The organism is Centipeda flueggei ATCC 43531, assembly GCF_000160695.1.
Classification (GTDB): Bacteria; Bacillota; Negativicutes; order Selenomonadales; family Selenomonadaceae; genus Centipeda; species Centipeda flueggei.
This window is the reverse complement of sequence record NZ_GG694008.1, coordinates 26,080-41,275: the sequence shown is the minus strand read 5'-3', so window position 1 is coordinate 41,275 and position 15,196 is coordinate 26,080. Positions and strand designations below refer to the sequence as shown.

Genomic DNA, 15,196 nt, shown 5'->3' with positions numbered 1-15,196 from the left:
AACCTGTTTTTGACAGGAAAACGAAACTCATTTATAATAATGTGGATATAATTTTATCTGGATTGATTGGTGCTGGCCATTCATTCGGGAGATGTTTATGAAGCTTTCAACGAAAGGCCGCTACAGTGTGACGGCTCTCTATGAGCTTGCTCTTCACTATGGTAAGGGGGTTGTTCCGCTGCATGCAATTGCTGCTTCACAGGGAATTTCCGAACATTATCTGGAACAACTGATGGTGCCTCTGCGGCGTGCGGGGCTAGTAGAGAGTGTGCGCGGGGCGCAGGGGGGCTATACACTCGCGCTTCCGCCTGGACAGGTGACGATAGGGCGGATCATCACGGCGGTCGAAGGACCGATTGCCCTTGTTGACTGTCTGCTGACGGATGCGGAAGCGCGTGATCAGAGCTGTGAGCGAGCAGGAAATTGTGTGACGCGTCAGATTTGGGAGGAAGTCTGTGAGAGCATTAACAGCGTATTGAACAATATTGCGCTTTCCGATCTTGTACAGCGTGGACATCATCGTGCAGGGTGCAATCAATGAAGCATCCGGTTTACCTCGACTACGCTGCGACGACACCGCTTGATGCTCGTGTGCTTGCATCCATGCAGCCGTATCTGACTGCTGTGTACGGCAATCCGTCGAGCCTTCATTATTTCGGACAGGCGGCACGCCGCGCGGTGATGCGCGCGCGCGAGCAGACAGCGGCGCTTATCGGTGCGTCCCCGGCGGAGGTATTCTTTACGAGCGGCGGTACGGAGAGCGACAACTGGGCACTGCGCAGTCTGGCGGAGGGACGGCGAAAGAAAGGCTGCAGACATATCGTGACCTCTGCCGTTGAGCATCCTGCGGTACGTGAAACCTGCCGTGATCTGGCGGCGCATGGGTATACCCTGACGGAGCTGCCCGTTGATGCGGAAGGCCGTATCACACTGTCTGATGTGGAGGCGGCACTGCAAACAGATACGGCGCTCGTCAGCATCATGACGGCGAACAACGAGGTCGGAACGCTTCAGCCGATTGCAGAGATTGGCGCACTTCTAGAGGAACGAGGCATTCTGTTTCACACGGATGCCGTCCAGGCGGCCGGACATATTCCGCTCGACGTGGAGAAACTGCACGTCGATGCGCTCTCGCTTTCGGCGCATAAGTTCTGTGGACCCAAGGGCGTCGGTGTACTCTATGTACGTCATCCCGCTGAGATGACACCGCTTCTTTGCGGTGGAGCACAGGAACGCGATCTGCGCGCGGGGACGGAGAATGTGGCAGGGATTGCCGGCTGTGGGTGTGCAGCGGAGATTGCCCGTGCGGAGATGGGGGAAGAGGATGCGAAGCTGCGCGCGTTTACGGAACAGCTGCGTGATGATCTTTCCCGTATAGAGGGGCTTCGATTTTATGGCGCCAGTGAGGAGCGTCTTGCCGGCATCTTGAACTTCGGTATCCGTGGGGCTGCGCAGGATGCACTGCTCATCCGGCTGGATCTTGCAGGATTTGCGGTATCGGCAGGGAGTGCATGCAGTGCGGGGGCAGCGCATCCATCTCACGTCCTGCGTGCGATGGGATGCTCTTCGGAGGAGGCGCGTACGGCAATTCGTGTGAGCCTTGGTCGGTTTACCCATGAGGATGATGTGAAGGCGTTTGCGGATGCTGTTTGTGTGATTGCGGCGGAACTGAATTGAAAAAATTTGTTTTTGCTGCTTACTTTGTGTATAATCAAAAGGAATTATTCAATATATGACAAAAGTCAGGGAGGGAGCTTCATGGTCGGAGACATCCTGCGAAAGACTCGTGAGAAGCAAGGACTGACAATTGCAGATATAGAGAAGGGCACGAGTATCCGCGCCCTCTATATTGAAAGTATCGAGCGGGGGAACATCGATGCGCTGCCGGGCATGGTTTATGCTAAAGGATTCGTCCGCAACTATGCAGGATTTCTGCATTTGGATGCGGAGGCTCTGGTACAGCAGTTCGCGGAGGAGAATGGAACGGCAGCTGCGCCGACGGCACCGCCCGCCGCGGAGAAGCCGCGGCGTATCTCGCTCAACAACATCGGCGATGAGTCGCTCTCTGAGATATCCATTGGCAGCCGGCACGCCTCCTACACGGGGATGCTCGGCAAGCTGGCCGCCGGTATTGTGGTGCTCGTTGCTCTGGTCGGCGGCGGTGCGGCACTCGTTTCGTACATCAACTCTCCTGCGCGTGAGACAAACACCCCGCCAGCGCCCGTGCATGTGGAGAGTCAGCCCGCGCAGAAGACGCCTGCGGCAGAGGTGAACGCTGTGGATGAGGCGCGTGAGGCGACACCTGCTGCCAAGGACGTGCGTGTGAGCGTGCATCTTACTGAGCGCTGCTGGACGGAAGTGACCGTTGACGGCAAGAATGTCTTCGAGGGCATCATTGAGAATGGCAAGACCCAGAGTTGGCAGGGCAAAGAGTCGATCGTCGTGCGCGCCGGCAACGCAGGCGCTCTTGAAGTGACGGCAAACGGGAAAAAACTTGGAAAGTTTGGTGATGAGGGGGACGTCGTGGAGCGTACGTTTACGCGAACGACCAAAACGCTGACAGATACCTTGCCCCCTGCGGCCGGCAATGCTGCTGAACAGCAGTAATTGTGCAAATCAATTTAGAATCGGTCCTGCCTGACATGAGAAAGGGGGAGGGCGATGAGGTGTCCTTTTTGCAAACAGCCGGACAGCCGCGTCATTGATTCCCGCGCAGCGGATGAGGGGACAACCATCCGCCGCCGCCGCGAGTGCAGCAAATGCGGGCGCCGCTTTACGACCTACGAGGTTGTGGAGCGCCTGCCGCTCATGGTCGTCAAGCGCGATAACCGCCGTGAGCCGTTTAGCCGCGACAAGCTGCTGACGGGCATCATCCGCTCGTGTGATAAGCGTGATATTTCCATGGGGCAGATCACGAACTTTGTTGCGGAGATCGAGCATGAGATCCGCAACCGCACAGAGCCGGAGGTGCCGTCCGAGAAGATCGGTGAGATCGTCATGGAGAGGCTCAAGGATTTCGATGAAGTCGCTTATATTCGTTTTGCGTCGGTCTATCGAAAATTCGACGATATTACGAATTTTATCGAGGAACTGGAGACACTGCGCGCACACCGCGAGAAGGAATAAGATACGAAAGGCAGAGAGAGGGTATTGGATCATCGGCTGAGAGGAAGACTGCGGCAGCGTTTGGCACAGGAACGCGGATATTATCGTTATCCTGCGGGTGCACGTACGCGCTTCGCCCTCGCTTATCCCAATACCTACTTTGTCGGTATGTCGAACCTTGGAATTCATATTCTCTATGAGCTCTTGAATGAGCGCAGCGATACGGCGTGTGAACGTGTTTTTCTGCCGGATCGCGATGAAATGCCGCACTATGTGCGTTCAGAGACTCCGATGATGAGCATGGAGACGCAGACACCGCTTGCGGACTTTGCCATCATCGGTTTTGCTGTCTCTTTTGAGATGGATTATTTTCATGTTGCCGAAATGCTGGTACACAGCCGCATCCGTCCTTTTGCTGCAGAGCGTACAGAGCATGATCCGCTGGTTATTGCAGGAGGGCCATGTGCCACGTTTAACCCGGAGCCGCTCGCGGAGATGATCGACGCATTTGTGATCGGTGAGGGGGAAGTAATTCTTCCCGCGCTGATGGATGCCTATCATGAGGGGGTACGAGCCGGCGAGGCGCGGGAAGCCCTTCTGCATCGTCTTGCGCATGTTCCCGGAGTCTATGTGCCTGCCCTCTATACGCCAACCTATGATATGGACGGCGGACTGAAGACGCTTGCCCCAGCGCAGGATGTCCCGCCTCGCGTGGTCCGTCAGTGGGTGGAAGATCTTGATTCGTTTCCGGCGCATACCGTCGTTGTTACGGATGATACGGAGTTCAATTTCTATCTCATTGAGACGGCACGCGGCTGCGGACGTCATTGCCGCTTCTGCATGGCGGGGTACTGTTTTCGCCGTCCACGCAACCGCTCCCTTTCTGTGATTGAGTCGGAGGTACGCGACGCTCTTGCCTATGGGAAGAAGATTGGACTGATGGGAGCGGCAATTTCGGATTACCCCGAGATTGATGCGCTCTGCCGCTCCATTCTCGGGGAGGGACTCTCCATGTCGGTCGCATCCTTTCGCGCAGATTCTGTGACAAAGGGCCTTGTTGAGTCTCTTGCCGCGAGCGGGTTAAAGACATTAACCCTTGCGCCGGAGGCAGGGAGTGCGCGGATGCGTGCCGTCATCAATAAGGGGATTGAAGAGCATCATCTCTTTACTGCTGTTGATCTCGGCGCGGCTGCACATATCCCTAATTTCAAACTATATATTATGGTGGGGCTGCCGTTCGAGGAGGATGCTGACATCGACGCGATCATTGATCTCACGCAGCGTCTGCGAGATTATATGGATGAGAAAGGATGCCGCGGCACACTGACGCTCAGTGTCAACCCGTTTGTGCCGAAGCCGTTTACCCCCTTTCAGTGGATGCCGGCTGCTGACAAGAAGCGGATGGATGCCGTGATGAAGCGATTGGCACAGACCCTCAGCCGCCGCAAAAAAATCATTCTTCATTTCGAGTCACCGAAAGAGGCGCGTATTCAGTCGGTGCTTGCGCGCGGCGACCGCCGCCTTGCCGCCCCTCTTGTGCGTGCAGCGATGAAGCGAGGGGCAAAGGATTTCGGTGCAGAGATGCGGGCGGACGGCCTCTCTGAGGAGCGATATCTCGTCCCCGCGTGGGAGGAGGAGTCGTATCTGCCGTGGGACCACCTCGATATGGGCTTTTCCAAGCATTATCTGTGGCAGGAGAATGATCGTGCACAGCATCTGCTGTCGACGCCGATTTGCTTTGACGGCTGTCAGCGATGCGGCGTCTGCAAACCTGTGGAAAGGATGACGGTATGAGTTTTGTGCTGCAGCATCTCAGCAATAATCTCTGGAGCGGGCGGCTCGATCTCTTTCCTGAAGATCGGCTGATTCATGGATTTTCAGCGCGTCATGGCGGTGTCAGCGCACCGCCGTATGATACACTCAATATGGCCCTGCACGTGGACGATGATCCCCGCGCTGTGCGCGAAAATCGAAAGCGTTACTGTGCCGCACTTGGCCTTTCTGCCGCGCAGCTTTGTACATTGCGGCAAGTACATGGAACGGAGATCGTGCGTGTCTTTCGCCGTGACGCGGGGCGCGGGGCAAAAGACTATGCAGACTGTATCGCCGATGCTGATGCGATGGTGACCAATGACAGCGGTGTTGCACTCATGCTCTGCTATGCGGACTGTGTGCCGGTCTTGCTCTATGATCCTGTACATCATGCCATGGGACTCATTCATGCCGGATGGCGCGGAACTGTCGGGCGGATTGGCATGAAGACGCTGGCATATATGGGCGAGGAGTTTGGGACGCGTCCTGCAGATGTTTTGTCAGGAATTGGGCCTTCCATTTGTGCGGATTGCTATGTTGTCGGTGAGGATGCTGCTGCACAGTTCCGCAGTGCTTTTTCGGATGATGCCGATAAGATTGTCTTGAACAGGGGAGGGGAACAGCATCTCGATCTATGGGAGGCAAACCGTATCCAGCTCGAGGAAGCAGGTGTTCCTCCACAACAGATTGACTGTGCGGGTACATGCACGTCGTGCGATCATACGTGGTTTTACTCCTATCGTGCCGCAGGAGGCAGGACAGGGCGAATGGCGGCAGTAATGGAGTTGAGTTGAGTGATGATAGGCGAACAGATTCGAAAGGTGCAGGCTGAGATCATGGCGGCACGTGCACGGCGGACGCGCGTCTCAAAGGATGCACCGGTAGAACTGATTGCCGTGACGAAGAATCATCCAGTCACGGCCATGCAGGAAGCCATTGATGCGGGACTCATGAACATCGGAGAAAACCGCATCCAAGAGGCAATGGATAAGGCGGAGACGCTGGAGCGTGAGGTAAAGTGGCATCTGATCGGTCATTTGCAGACGAATAAGGCAAAACATGCCGTGCGGCTGTTTGATCTGATTCATTCAGTGGATTCCGTTCATTTGGCACGGGCAATCGACCGTGCAGCGGAGAAGTTCGGCAAGGTACAGAATATCCTTGTACAGGTCAACCTTGCACGGGAGGAGAGCAAATCAGGCATCTATCGTGAGGATCTTGAGGAACTTCTTGCGGCAATTGATGGAATGGATTCGATTCGCTTGCAGGGTTTTATGTGTATAGCGCCGAATTATGAGGATGTGGAGCAGTGTCGTCCGCTCTTTCGTGCGATGTATGAATTGTTCCAGCAGACGAAGGCGGCAGAACCGCACAAGGCAGATATTCGATATCTCTCGATGGGCATGACACACGATTACCGCATTGCTGTCGAGGAGGGTGCAAATCTGGTGCGTGTCGGCACAGCGATTTTTGGTGCACGTGACTATACCCTAGGAGTGTGAGGGATTGTGAAATTTTTTAAGAATCTATTCGGTATTTCGTCCGAGGAAGATGAAGACCTCGAAATGCGAGAGGAGAGAAAACCGGCACCCGTGACAGAGATAGGTTCGCATGCGGGACGTCCGCGCATCGAGACAGGAGCAAATCTCTCAGCATTCCCCGACTTTACTCCGCCTGCCGGTGCAGCTCCCGGTGCGACGCCAATTGATAATGTTGTTGCTGCATACCGTATGAATGTCATTGTCATCGAGCCGCAGTCCTTTGACGATGCACAGCAGGTGGCGGTCAACCTTCAGAAGAAGAAGCCGGTTGTGCTGAACTTTGAAAAGACGGAAAAAAGTGTCGCCAACCGTATTATTGATTTCATCAGCGGAACGACGTATGCACTTAATGGTGACATCAAGAAGATCAGCAACAATGTTATCCTCTGTGCGCCAAGCAATGTCAACGTCAGCTATTCTGAGGAGGAACGCCGCCTTGGGGATAATATGTCCTTCCTGGACCGGTAGGTTAGAGCATGGGCGATAAACAGCAGATCGGCATCATCGGCGGCGGTGCGATGGCAGAGGCGATGATCGCAGGAATGACAGCGGAGGGGGCAGTCCCGCCGTCCCATATCTTCATATCGGAGCATAAGGCAGCGCGGTGTGATGTACTTCGTCAAACGTATCATGTGAATGCACAGGTCGGGGCAGAGGATTTTCTGCCCCATATTGATGTTCTCGTGTTGGCAGTAAAGCCCGCTGCGGCTGCGGCGGCGATGCACGAAACGACTCCGTATCTGCGGAGGGGCGCACTCGTGCTCTCCATCGTGGCTGGACTGACGATGGCGCAGATCGCAGCGGCATATCCGAGGCATCCGATCATCCGTGCCATGCCGAATACCCCACTGGCCGTCGGCGCGGGGATGTCCGCCTATGCGTGCAGCGGCGATGCGGATGCGTCCGCGCGCAAAGCGGTGGACGTGGTGCTCGGCACGGCGGGACGTGTCGTCGAGGTGAAGGAGTGTGATCTTGATGCTGTGACAGGCCTTTCGGGCAGTGGTCCTGCCTATGCGTTCCTTATGATCGAGGCACTTACGGATGGCGGTGTTGCCGCAGGGCTTCGGCATGATACGGCGCAGGTATTCGCTGCACAGACACTGCTCGGAGCGGCACAGATGGTGCTTGATGGGGCTGCACCTGCCGCACTGCGTGCCGCAGTGACCAGCCCGGCAGGGACGACGGCAGCAGGGCTGCGCGTGATGGAGAATGCCGGCGTGCGCGCAGCGCTTATCGAGGCGGTGCTCGCGGCGGCAGAGCGTTCTAAGGAACTTGGCAAACAGCAGGGATAACAGCATTTTCCAGAGGAGGGACTATGGCATCGGAACAGAAGGAGCGGATTCTCCGCTTTTATCGTGGCAGTGATGGAGAGGAGACAGCGGTACGCCTGCTCGATCTCACTGAGGCGGTCATCAAGACGCGAAGATTCCGTATCAGTCCTTTCCTTGACCCATACGGACAGGAGATTGCCGAAACAATCCGCGCAAGCTATGACGATCTGCAGCTCGACTTTGACGGCGGCTATCAGGGGGCGGAACGCGCGCGTGCGATGCTGCGCCATCGGGACTTTGCAGGGCGGACGGAGGATTTCGGCATCGCCTGCGTGGAGGCAGCGTGGAACGGGCAGTTTGCTCGGCTCACACATCGCGATGTTCTCGGTGCCGTGATGGGACTCGGCATCGAGCGCGAGATGATCGGCGATATTCTGCCCGCGCCTGATACGGCGAAAATTCTCTGCGATGCCAAGATTGCCCCGTTCCTGATCGAGAACTTGACGATGATCGGCGCGGTTAGTGTCAAGACCGCCCCCTCTGATCTGGCGGAGATTGCGCCGCGTGAGGAGCGGACGAAGGAGATCCGCGCGACGGTGGCGTCGCTGCGGCTCGACTCCATCGTCGCGGCAGGATTCGGCATTTCACGCAGCCGTGCAGCGGACGACATCGCCGCCGATAAGGTGAAGCATAACTGGCAGAGCACGGCGAGTGCATCCAAGACAGTGAAAGAGGGGGACGTACTATCCATGCGTGGGCGCGGCCGCGTCGAGGTGACTGAGGTGCGCGGACAGACGAAGAAGGGACGCACGGTTGTTGTACTGCATCGATTCTTTTGAAGAAAGGCGGGAGCGCGATGCTGACACCGATGGATATTCATGCCAAGGAGTTTGGTCGGAGTTTTCGCGGGTTTAACGAGAACGAGGTCAACGATTTTCTCAATGAGATCATGAAGGCATACACGGCAGTACTGGATGAAAATGAGCGGCTGAGAGGCGAGCTGGAGCGTGAACGCTCGGCAAACGGAGAGTTTCGCCGCATCGAGCAGAGTATGCGCGAGACGCTCATCGTCGCGCAGAAAACAGCTGAGGAAATGAGCACAAGCGCGAAGCAGGGCGCTGACCGCCTCCTTGAGGCGACGGCGAAGGAGGCACAGAACATACGCCGTGAGGCGACGCTGCAGGCAAAGGCACAGCTGGATGAGGCGGCAGACAAGGTACGCAGCATTGTCGCAGAGTATGAGCGGCTGGTGCGCGAGAAGCACCAATTCCTGCGCCGTATGAAGGGGAATGTACAGGCGGAGCTTGCCCTGATTAACGATGCCATCGCAGAGATGCCGGATATGGTGCACGAAAGAGAAACTCCATCGACTGCGCCGCAGTTAATGAAAGAAGCAAAAGAGCAGGAGGACGATTGAAGGCAATGATCGGTCGCCGGAAAGCCGCCGCACTGTTTGGCGGGATCTTACTCTTTGACCAGATGGTCAAGTATCATGTGGAGACGACCATGCTGCCGGGAGAGAGCATTCCCATTGTGCCTTCCGTCTTTCATCTGACTTATGTCCTGAATCCCGGGGCAGCGTTTGGTATATTTGAGCATCAGCAGTGGTTGTTCCTGCTCACTGCAGCACTGTTCTTCTTCGTATTTCTGTTTCTTTATTCACGCCTGTCGCGGAGCAGTGCACTTATTCACTACGGAAGTGTCGGCTTTGCGGCAGGGGCACTCAGCAATATGGCAGACCGCATCCGTATGGGGCGTGTCGTTGATTTCTTTGACTTTCGCATCTGGCCGGTGTTTAACATTGCGGATATTGCCATTGTCTTGGGAACAATCTGCGTCCTCTGGGCGCTCTTTGTGCAGAAGAAGGAGTTCCTGTCGTGAGATTTACCTCTGATCGTGTGGGTGAACGTCTGGATGTCTTTTTGGTGCGTCAGATGCCTGCCCTCTCGCGCAGTTATGCCCAGCGGCTTATTGCGGGAGGGAATGTTGCCGTGGATGGTGAACGGCGCAAGGCAAACTTTAAACTGAGCGGCGCGGAGATGGTTGTCTGTACGCTCCCCCCCGCAGAGGAGACGGAGATATGTGCAGAGGATATCCCGCTCGATATACTCTATGAGGATGCCGATATTATTGTCATCAACAAGCGGCGCGGCATGGTCGTGCATCCTGCGGCAGGGGTCCATACGGGAACGCTCGTCAATGCACTCCTTCATCACTGCAGTGACCTTTCAGGCATCAACGGCGCCTTGCGTCCCGGCATCGTCCACCGCCTTGATAAGGATACTTCGGGGGTGATGGTAGCGGCAAAAAATGATATGGCACATCACTATCTTGCCCGCCAGATTCGGGACAAGGAGGCGCGGCGCGAGTACCGCGCTATCGTGTACGGCAACATCGTCGAACGCGCAGGTGTCATTACGGGGGACATCGGGCGGCATCCGACGGACCGCAAGAAAATGGCGATTGTCCGTGAGAACGGTAGGCCTGCGACAACCCATTTTGAGGTGCTTGAGCGGTTCGGCGACTATACCTTTGTTGCCTGCCGTCTGGAGACGGGGCGGACGCATCAGATCCGCGTCCACATGACGAGCATCGGACATCCGCTGGTCGGTGATACGAAGTATACGGCGAAGAAGAACCCCTTTGCCATTACGGGACAGGCGCTGCACTCGCTGACCCTCACGCTGACACACCCGCGTACGCAGGAGGAAATGACGTTCACCGCGCCACTGCCGGCGGATATGGAGGAGATTCTGCACACACTCCGAAGGAGCTGATCGCATGACTGAGTTTAGAGAAAAGGCCGTGCTGATGGATGAGGACGGCATTCGCCGCGCTCTCATGCGTATCGCGCACGAGATTGTAGAGAAAAACCATGGGACGGAGCATCTTGTGCTCGTCGGCATCCGCAAGCGCGGCGTACCGATCGCGGCACGGCTCGGCGCGGAGATCGCGCAGATCGAGGGACGGGAACTGCCGCGCGGTGTACTCGACATCACGCTCTACCGCGACGACCTCAACGAGCTCGCCTATCAGCCCATCGTGCACACAACGGAGATCCCCCTTGACATCACGGACAAGACCGTTATTCTTGTCGATGATGTGCTTTACACAGGGCGCACGGTACGGGCGGCGATGAATGCCCTGCTCGATCTTGGGCGGCCGCGCACGATCCAGCTCGCCGTGCTCATCGACCGCGGTCATCGGGAACTTCCAATCCGTGCCGACTATGTTGGCAAGAATGTGCCGACGGCATCTGCCGAGGACGTATCGGTGCAGCTTCGCGACACTGATACGGAGGAGAAGGTCATCATACGCGAGCGCGTATGAGCGAGCCGGAGACGCTCCCTTTTTGACAGGGAGAAACTGCGCAGCGACGGAAAGAACACAAAAAGGGTTGTTATACGAAGCAGAGCCTTCGTATAACAACCTTTTACTGTTCATTATGGCGGAGAGGGTGGGATTCGAACCCACGGTGCGTTGCCGCATCACCGGTTTTCAAGACCGGCTCCTTAAACCACTCGGACACCTCTCCATACGCTGTAAGGAATACCTTTGCATTCTATCAAAAAGGAGACGCCGCGTCAATAGCTGTGCGCTTTTTGCCATGCGCAGATGAGCGTACCGACCGAAAGACCAATCAGCGTGGGCACGACCCACCCCATCCCGAGGGATGCGAGGGGGAGCGCCTCTCCTGCCGTACACAGGGCAGGCGTCCATGCAGCCGCATTCTGCAGAGCAGGCGGCAGTGCGTGGAGAAAGTCGAAGAATGCGGCCGCACTCGTGCCGACAATGCTCCAGACATAGAGCGGGCGGTGATAGCCGATCAGCCCCTCGATGAGACAGAGGGCGATGAGGACGATGGCGACGGGATAGAGGAAGTAGAGCACGGGGAGGGAATACGCGATAATGCGGCTGAGACCGACATTCGATATGGCGAACGAGAACACGGAGAAAAGCACGGTGTATTTTGTATAGGAAAAACTGCGCGGAAAGAGCACGGCGAACGTTGACGCACATGCCGTGACGAGTCCAATGGCGGTCTTGAGACACGCACAGGTGATCGTGATCCCGAGCAGAATGCCGCCGTACGCGCCGAAGTAATGCGCCGCAATATGGGCGAGTACATCGCCGCCGTTGGCATCAATGCCGCAGACGGCACGGCTCTGTGCACCGACGTAGGTGAGTGCGAGATAGATGAGCGCCATGAGCAGTGTGCTGAGACTGCCCGAAACGATCGTGCTGTAGGAGAGACCAGCGGGCGAGGACAGCCCGAGACGGCGGATGGACGCGACGAGGATGCTGCCGTAGGCGAGAGCGGCGAGCACATCCATCGTATTATAGCCCTCGAGCAGTCCGGTGAAAAAGGCATTCTCTGCGTACGCTCCGGCGGGCGGCATCGTCCACACGCTGCCCATCGGCTCTCTTAGTGCAGCGACGATCATGACGGCGAGAAAAAAGAGAAAGAGCGGATTCAGCACCTTGCCGACCCAGATCAGAATCCCCGACGGACGCAGGGAGAAAAAGAGCACCACGGAAAAGAAGAGCGCGGTAAAGACGAGGAGCAGAACATCGTGCAGGGGAGGGGCGACGAACGGCAGAATGCCAACCTGAAAGGAAACGGTCGCCGTGCGCGGGATGGCGAAGAGCGGCCCGATGCAGAGATAGAGTGCGCAGGTAAAGAGCAGGGAAAAACGCCGCCCCACCCTGTTCCCAATCGCGGAGAGACTGTCACTCGCCGTAATGCTGATCGCCGCAATGCCGAGCAGGGGCAGCCCCACGCCTGTGATGCAGAACCCGACGAGGGCGGGCAGCATCTCCATCCCCGCCCGCTGACCCATCGATGCGGGAAAGATCAGGTTGCCCGCACCAAAGACCAGCCCGAAGAGGAGGGATGCGACAAAGAGATATTCCTTTTTCGTCAGCCGCTGTTTCATACTGCCATGCCTTCTCAGTTACAAAAGAATCATAAAATTTCAATAAATCGATTATACAGGGGACACGCAATTTTGTCAAAGAATGCGGCAGATTATGCGGGCGAAAAAGTATGAATGCAACGGGAGCATAACAGCGGATTCTCTGTGTCCCATGAGAAAATATGGCGCATACAGCATATTTATTCATAACACAGCGTAACTGTTCCCATGGCGAAGAAATAGACAACTAAGATGATGAAAAATATCTTTTGATCCTTTATTCCTCTGAGCACCTGCAGTTCATGATTGGTACGAGGGTAGTCGGGCATCTTGTCCAGTTCCTGGAAAAAAGTGAGCGCGTATTTTCGCGTTAAAATCGCCAGAATCCCGGTAAGATAAAGGAGGACGGCCAAGAATGCCCTCGTGCTGCCGATGCCTAACAACAGAAACTCTCCCATAATAGCCCCGCCACAATATCATGCTGCCGTAACGTAAACTAGCCAAAGAGAGAAGAAGTTGCTATAATAGAACCGTCGGTTTCGATCAGGAAGAGGAGATGGACAGATGCGCATTGCGCTGTTTGATTCAGGCTATGGCGGTCTGACGGTGCTTAGTCATGCTCGCCGTGTGCTGCCGTCGGAGGAGTTTATCTTCTATGCTGACCGCGATCATGTGCCGTATGGGACGAAATCTGTTCCCGCCGTGCGCGGCTTTGTTCGTACCGCGTTTCGCTTTCTCATTGAGCAGCAGCGCGCCGATGCTGTGGTCGTCGCATGCAATACGGCGACCTCTGTGGCCGTAGATGAGATGCGCCGTCTCTACGATGTGCCGATCATTGGGATGGAGCCTGCGGTCAAGAAGGCGCTCACGCGCGATGCGGATCATCGTGTGCTCGTCACGGCGACGCCGATCACGGTGCATGGGGAGAAGCTGAAACGGCTGATTTCCTCCTGCGACCCGAACGGATTGGTGGATCTCCTGGCACTGCCGCAGCTGGTGGAGTTCGCCGAGCGGCAGGAGTTCGTCTCATCGGCGGTGGAGGCGTATCTGCGGGATGCGTTTGCACCGTATCGTTTTGCGGATTATTCTGCGATCGTGCTCGGCTGTACGCATTTCAACTATTTCAAGGATACGATGCGGCAGCTTTTGCCGCAGAATGTGCGTCTCGTGGATGGGAATGAGGGAACGGTGGAGGAGCTCGCGCGGCGAACGGGGCTGCGAACGCAGCCGATCGGTGCGCAGACCGCACACTGCACGTTTTTTGAGTCGGGGCGTCCCGTTGTGCGTGCAGAGGAGCTGGCGCACATGGAGGCGGATCTCGCGCGTGCCGCGCGAATGGAAGAGATTGTTTGAAAGGAGTTTTCATGCCGGTTGAGGTAACACATCGGGTGAATTTTTACGATACGGATGCGATGGCGGTCGTGCATCATGCGAACTACATCCGCTGGTTTGAGATCGGACGCGTCGCGTATCTGCGGCGCATCGGCATCACGTTGGGCGCATTGATGGAGGCGGGGTACGTATTCCCAATCACGAAGGTCGGTGCGGAGTACCATGCACCAGGTCATTTTGATGATGAGCTGGTGATCGAGACCACGGCGACGGCGCTCACAAAGGCCAAGATGGTGTTCTCCTACCGCATTCTCAATCAGGCGGGAACACTGCTGGTGAGCGGCTTCTCAGAAAATGTATTTACGCATCGCGATACGGGACATATAACGCGCCTGCCCAAGGAGTTCTATGTGCCGATGGAAGCGGCGATGACGGCGGAGAAAGAAGGACGGGACATTGGGATCTGAATTTTCGTGGTGGCTGCATCTGCTGATCGCAGTCGTTTTTATTGTGTATGCGGGCGTGAAGATACTCTTTGCTTATCTTGGTACGGAGGTGATCGTGCCGAAGACGGAGGAGATGACGCCCTTTTCTGTCGTGGAACGGACGCCCAGGCGTCTGGTGATCGGTGCGACGATTCCCTTTGCCAATGAGGGGAAGCAGTGCGGAACAATCATGGATGCGATCCTGCGTGTTCAGCTGCCCTATGAGCAGTACGATGGCGCATTGGTGCACGGCAAGGTGGAGTGTGAGGGGGTACCGCGCGAGGATGACTACTTCGAGGCGGCACTGATAGAGAAGAAGCAGCGCATAAATCTTGCTCTCAAGCTCTCTATTGAGGGGCGAAACGGACATACACTCGATGATGCGATTGCCCACATGGTGGATTTTCGCATGGATCTGATCTATCTGGAGACGGGGCGGATGCCGGCGCATTATTCCAAGGTACTGATGAAGATGACAGCGGCGGAGATTGCCGCGCTCGCCGGGGTTGCGCTTGTACGGGAAGGGAAGGTGCAGAATGGCTGAACTGAAGATTCTTCCTGTGCCGACACGTATTCTGACAGATGCGGATGACATTGTGGATGCGATTGAGTACTATGCAGGAGAGCAGGTGACGGCGGACGATCTGGTCTGCTGCGCTGAGAGTGTGGTGGCGATTACACAGGGACGGTTTGTCTTCCCGGAGCAGCTGCACATTTCCCGCGCAGCACGTTTT

Annotated in this window: 19 protein-coding genes, 1 tRNA gene and 1 pseudogene; 18 read left to right on the top strand and 3 right to left on the bottom strand. The window is 56.3% G+C overall.

Features of this window, described 5'->3' with window-relative positions; all coding sequences use genetic code 11:
- Nucleotides 1-97: 97 nt before the first annotated feature.
- From HMPREF0908_RS07685 to pyrR, 14 genes are all read left to right on the top strand, one after another.
- Nucleotides 98-541 (top strand): RrF2 family transcriptional regulator, encoded by a 444-nt coding sequence (locus HMPREF0908_RS07685; protein WP_040572623.1) that lies wholly within the window; start codon nucleotides 98-100, stop codon nucleotides 539-541.
- Nucleotides 538-1,677, top strand: coding sequence for a cysteine desulfurase family protein (locus tag HMPREF0908_RS07680; protein ID WP_006690916.1), 1,140 nt, complete (start codon nucleotides 538-540; stop codon nucleotides 1,675-1,677). Before HMPREF0908_RS07685 ends, HMPREF0908_RS07680 begins: the two co-directional genes overlap by 4 nt.
- An 81-nt stretch (nucleotides 1,678-1,758) precedes the next feature.
- Nucleotides 1,759-2,607, top strand: coding sequence for a helix-turn-helix domain-containing protein (locus HMPREF0908_RS07675; RefSeq protein WP_006690915.1), 849 nt, complete (start codon nucleotides 1,759-1,761; stop codon nucleotides 2,605-2,607).
- Nucleotides 2,608-2,661: 54 nt separating this feature from the next.
- The gene (nrdR, locus tag HMPREF0908_RS07670; protein ID WP_006690914.1) at nucleotides 2,662-3,126 is read left to right on the top strand and encodes a transcriptional regulator NrdR; all 465 of its coding nucleotides are present in this window, start codon (nucleotides 2,662-2,664) and stop codon (nucleotides 3,124-3,126) included.
- Between the two features lie 24 nt (nucleotides 3,127-3,150).
- Complete coding sequence (locus tag HMPREF0908_RS07665; RefSeq protein WP_040572622.1) at nucleotides 3,151-4,899, top strand: radical SAM protein; 1,749 nt, start codon at nucleotides 3,151-3,153, stop codon at nucleotides 4,897-4,899.
- Nucleotides 4,896-5,711, top strand: a complete 816-nt coding sequence (gene pgeF, locus HMPREF0908_RS07660) for a peptidoglycan editing factor PgeF (RefSeq protein ID WP_006690912.1) — start codon at nucleotides 4,896-4,898, stop codon at nucleotides 5,709-5,711. Before HMPREF0908_RS07665 ends, pgeF begins: the two co-directional genes overlap by 4 nt.
- Nucleotides 5,712-5,714: 3 nt before the next feature.
- Nucleotides 5,715-6,419: a YggS family pyridoxal phosphate-dependent enzyme gene (locus HMPREF0908_RS07655; protein WP_006690911.1), complete on the top strand. Its 705-nt coding sequence runs from the start codon at nucleotides 5,715-5,717 to the stop codon at nucleotides 6,417-6,419.
- A gap of 6 nt (nucleotides 6,420-6,425) precedes the next feature.
- Complete coding sequence (locus tag HMPREF0908_RS07650) at nucleotides 6,426-6,926, top strand: cell division protein SepF (RefSeq protein WP_006690910.1); 501 nt, start codon at nucleotides 6,426-6,428, stop codon at nucleotides 6,924-6,926.
- 8 nt (nucleotides 6,927-6,934) lie between these two features.
- Nucleotides 6,935-7,750, top strand: coding sequence for a pyrroline-5-carboxylate reductase (gene proC / locus HMPREF0908_RS07645; RefSeq protein ID WP_006690909.1), 816 nt, complete (start codon nucleotides 6,935-6,937; stop codon nucleotides 7,748-7,750).
- Nucleotides 7,751-7,773: 23 nt separating this feature from the next.
- Nucleotides 7,774-8,568, top strand: coding sequence for a YlmH family RNA-binding protein (locus HMPREF0908_RS07640; protein ID WP_006690908.1), 795 nt, complete (start codon nucleotides 7,774-7,776; stop codon nucleotides 8,566-8,568).
- Nucleotides 8,569-8,585: 17 nt separating this feature from the next.
- Complete coding sequence (locus HMPREF0908_RS07635; RefSeq protein WP_050755871.1) at nucleotides 8,586-9,146, top strand: DivIVA domain-containing protein; 561 nt, start codon at nucleotides 8,586-8,588, stop codon at nucleotides 9,144-9,146.
- A gap of 5 nt (nucleotides 9,147-9,151) precedes the next feature.
- Complete coding sequence (lspA, locus tag HMPREF0908_RS07630; protein ID WP_006690906.1) at nucleotides 9,152-9,610, top strand: signal peptidase II; 459 nt, start codon at nucleotides 9,152-9,154, stop codon at nucleotides 9,608-9,610.
- Nucleotides 9,607-10,506: an RluA family pseudouridine synthase gene (locus HMPREF0908_RS07625; protein WP_006690905.1), complete on the top strand. Its 900-nt coding sequence runs from the start codon at nucleotides 9,607-9,609 to the stop codon at nucleotides 10,504-10,506. Before lspA ends, HMPREF0908_RS07625 begins: the two co-directional genes overlap by 4 nt.
- Nucleotides 10,507-10,510: 4 nt before the next feature.
- Nucleotides 10,511-11,059 carry a bifunctional pyr operon transcriptional regulator/uracil phosphoribosyltransferase PyrR gene (pyrR, locus tag HMPREF0908_RS07620; protein ID WP_006690904.1) on the top strand — a complete coding sequence of 183 codons (549 nt, stop codon included), beginning with the start codon at nucleotides 10,511-10,513 and terminating at the stop codon, nucleotides 11,057-11,059.
- A gap of 116 nt (nucleotides 11,060-11,175) precedes the next feature.
- On the opposite strand, the gene HMPREF0908_RS07615 is transcribed toward pyrR, so the two are convergent.
- The 3 genes from HMPREF0908_RS07615 to HMPREF0908_RS07605 form a co-directional block, all read right to left on the bottom strand.
- Nucleotides 11,176-11,264, bottom strand: a tRNA-Ser gene (locus HMPREF0908_RS07615).
- Between the two features lie 49 nt (nucleotides 11,265-11,313).
- Nucleotides 11,314-12,666 carry a branched-chain amino acid transport system II carrier protein gene (brnQ, locus tag HMPREF0908_RS07610; RefSeq protein WP_006690903.1) on the bottom strand — a complete coding sequence of 451 codons (1,353 nt, stop codon included), beginning with the start codon at nucleotides 12,664-12,666 and terminating at the stop codon, nucleotides 11,314-11,316.
- A gap of 179 nt (nucleotides 12,667-12,845) precedes the next feature.
- On the bottom strand, nucleotides 12,846-13,103 hold the full coding sequence (locus tag HMPREF0908_RS07605) for a hypothetical protein (RefSeq protein WP_006690902.1): 258 nt from the start codon (nucleotides 13,101-13,103) through the stop codon (nucleotides 12,846-12,848).
- A gap of 106 nt (nucleotides 13,104-13,209) precedes the next feature.
- Between HMPREF0908_RS07605 and murI the strand changes: the two genes are divergently transcribed.
- The 4 genes and pseudogenes from murI to HMPREF0908_RS07585 form a co-directional block, all read left to right on the top strand.
- Entirely contained in the window at nucleotides 13,210-13,998 is a 789-nt protein-coding gene (murI, locus tag HMPREF0908_RS07600) for a glutamate racemase (protein ID WP_006690901.1), read from the top strand.
- Between the two features lie 11 nt (nucleotides 13,999-14,009).
- Entirely contained in the window at nucleotides 14,010-14,444 is a 435-nt protein-coding gene (locus HMPREF0908_RS07595; RefSeq protein ID WP_006690900.1) for an acyl-CoA thioesterase, read from the top strand.
- A 43-nt stretch (nucleotides 14,445-14,487) separates the two neighbouring features.
- A complete protein-coding gene (locus HMPREF0908_RS07590) occupies nucleotides 14,488-15,006 on the top strand; it encodes a hypothetical protein (protein WP_006690899.1) in 519 nt (172 codons plus the stop codon).
- Nucleotides 14,999-15,196: pseudogene (locus tag HMPREF0908_RS07585) on the top strand (F420-0:Gamma-glutamyl ligase); the annotation flags it as partial. The gene HMPREF0908_RS07590 and the pseudogene HMPREF0908_RS07585, both read left to right, overlap by 8 nt.

Excerpts from the sequence above, each read along its gene's own strand:
- HMPREF0908_RS07685 (WP_040572623.1), top strand. The coding sequence starts at position 98 with ATGAAGCTTTCAACGAAAGGCCGCTACAGTGTGACGGCTCTCTATGAG.
- HMPREF0908_RS07680 (WP_006690916.1), top strand. The coding sequence starts at position 538 with ATGAAGCATCCGGTTTACCTCGACTACGCTGCGACGACACCGCTTGAT.
- HMPREF0908_RS07675 (WP_006690915.1), top strand. The coding sequence starts at position 1,759 with ATGGTCGGAGACATCCTGCGAAAGACTCGTGAGAAGCAAGGACTGACA.
- nrdR (WP_006690914.1), top strand. The coding sequence starts at position 2,662 with ATGAGGTGTCCTTTTTGCAAACAGCCGGACAGCCGCGTCATTGATTCC.
- pgeF (WP_006690912.1), top strand. The coding sequence starts at position 4,896 with ATGAGTTTTGTGCTGCAGCATCTCAGCAATAATCTCTGGAGCGGGCGG.
- HMPREF0908_RS07655 (WP_006690911.1), top strand. The coding sequence starts at position 5,715 with ATGATAGGCGAACAGATTCGAAAGGTGCAGGCTGAGATCATGGCGGCA.
- proC (WP_006690909.1), top strand. The coding sequence starts at position 6,935 with ATGGGCGATAAACAGCAGATCGGCATCATCGGCGGCGGTGCGATGGCA.
- HMPREF0908_RS07640 (WP_006690908.1), top strand. The coding sequence starts at position 7,774 with ATGGCATCGGAACAGAAGGAGCGGATTCTCCGCTTTTATCGTGGCAGT.
- HMPREF0908_RS07635 (WP_050755871.1), top strand. The coding sequence starts at position 8,586 with ATGCTGACACCGATGGATATTCATGCCAAGGAGTTTGGTCGGAGTTTT.
- lspA (WP_006690906.1), top strand. The coding sequence starts at position 9,152 with ATGATCGGTCGCCGGAAAGCCGCCGCACTGTTTGGCGGGATCTTACTC.
- pyrR (WP_006690904.1), top strand. The coding sequence starts at position 10,511 with ATGACTGAGTTTAGAGAAAAGGCCGTGCTGATGGATGAGGACGGCATT.
- brnQ (WP_006690903.1), bottom strand. The coding sequence starts at position 12,666 with ATGAAACAGCGGCTGACGAAAAAGGAATATCTCTTTGTCGCATCCCTC.
- HMPREF0908_RS07605 (WP_006690902.1), bottom strand. The coding sequence starts at position 13,103 with ATGGGAGAGTTTCTGTTGTTAGGCATCGGCAGCACGAGGGCATTCTTG.
- murI (WP_006690901.1), top strand. The coding sequence starts at position 13,210 with ATGCGCATTGCGCTGTTTGATTCAGGCTATGGCGGTCTGACGGTGCTT.
- HMPREF0908_RS07595 (WP_006690900.1), top strand. The coding sequence starts at position 14,010 with ATGCCGGTTGAGGTAACACATCGGGTGAATTTTTACGATACGGATGCG.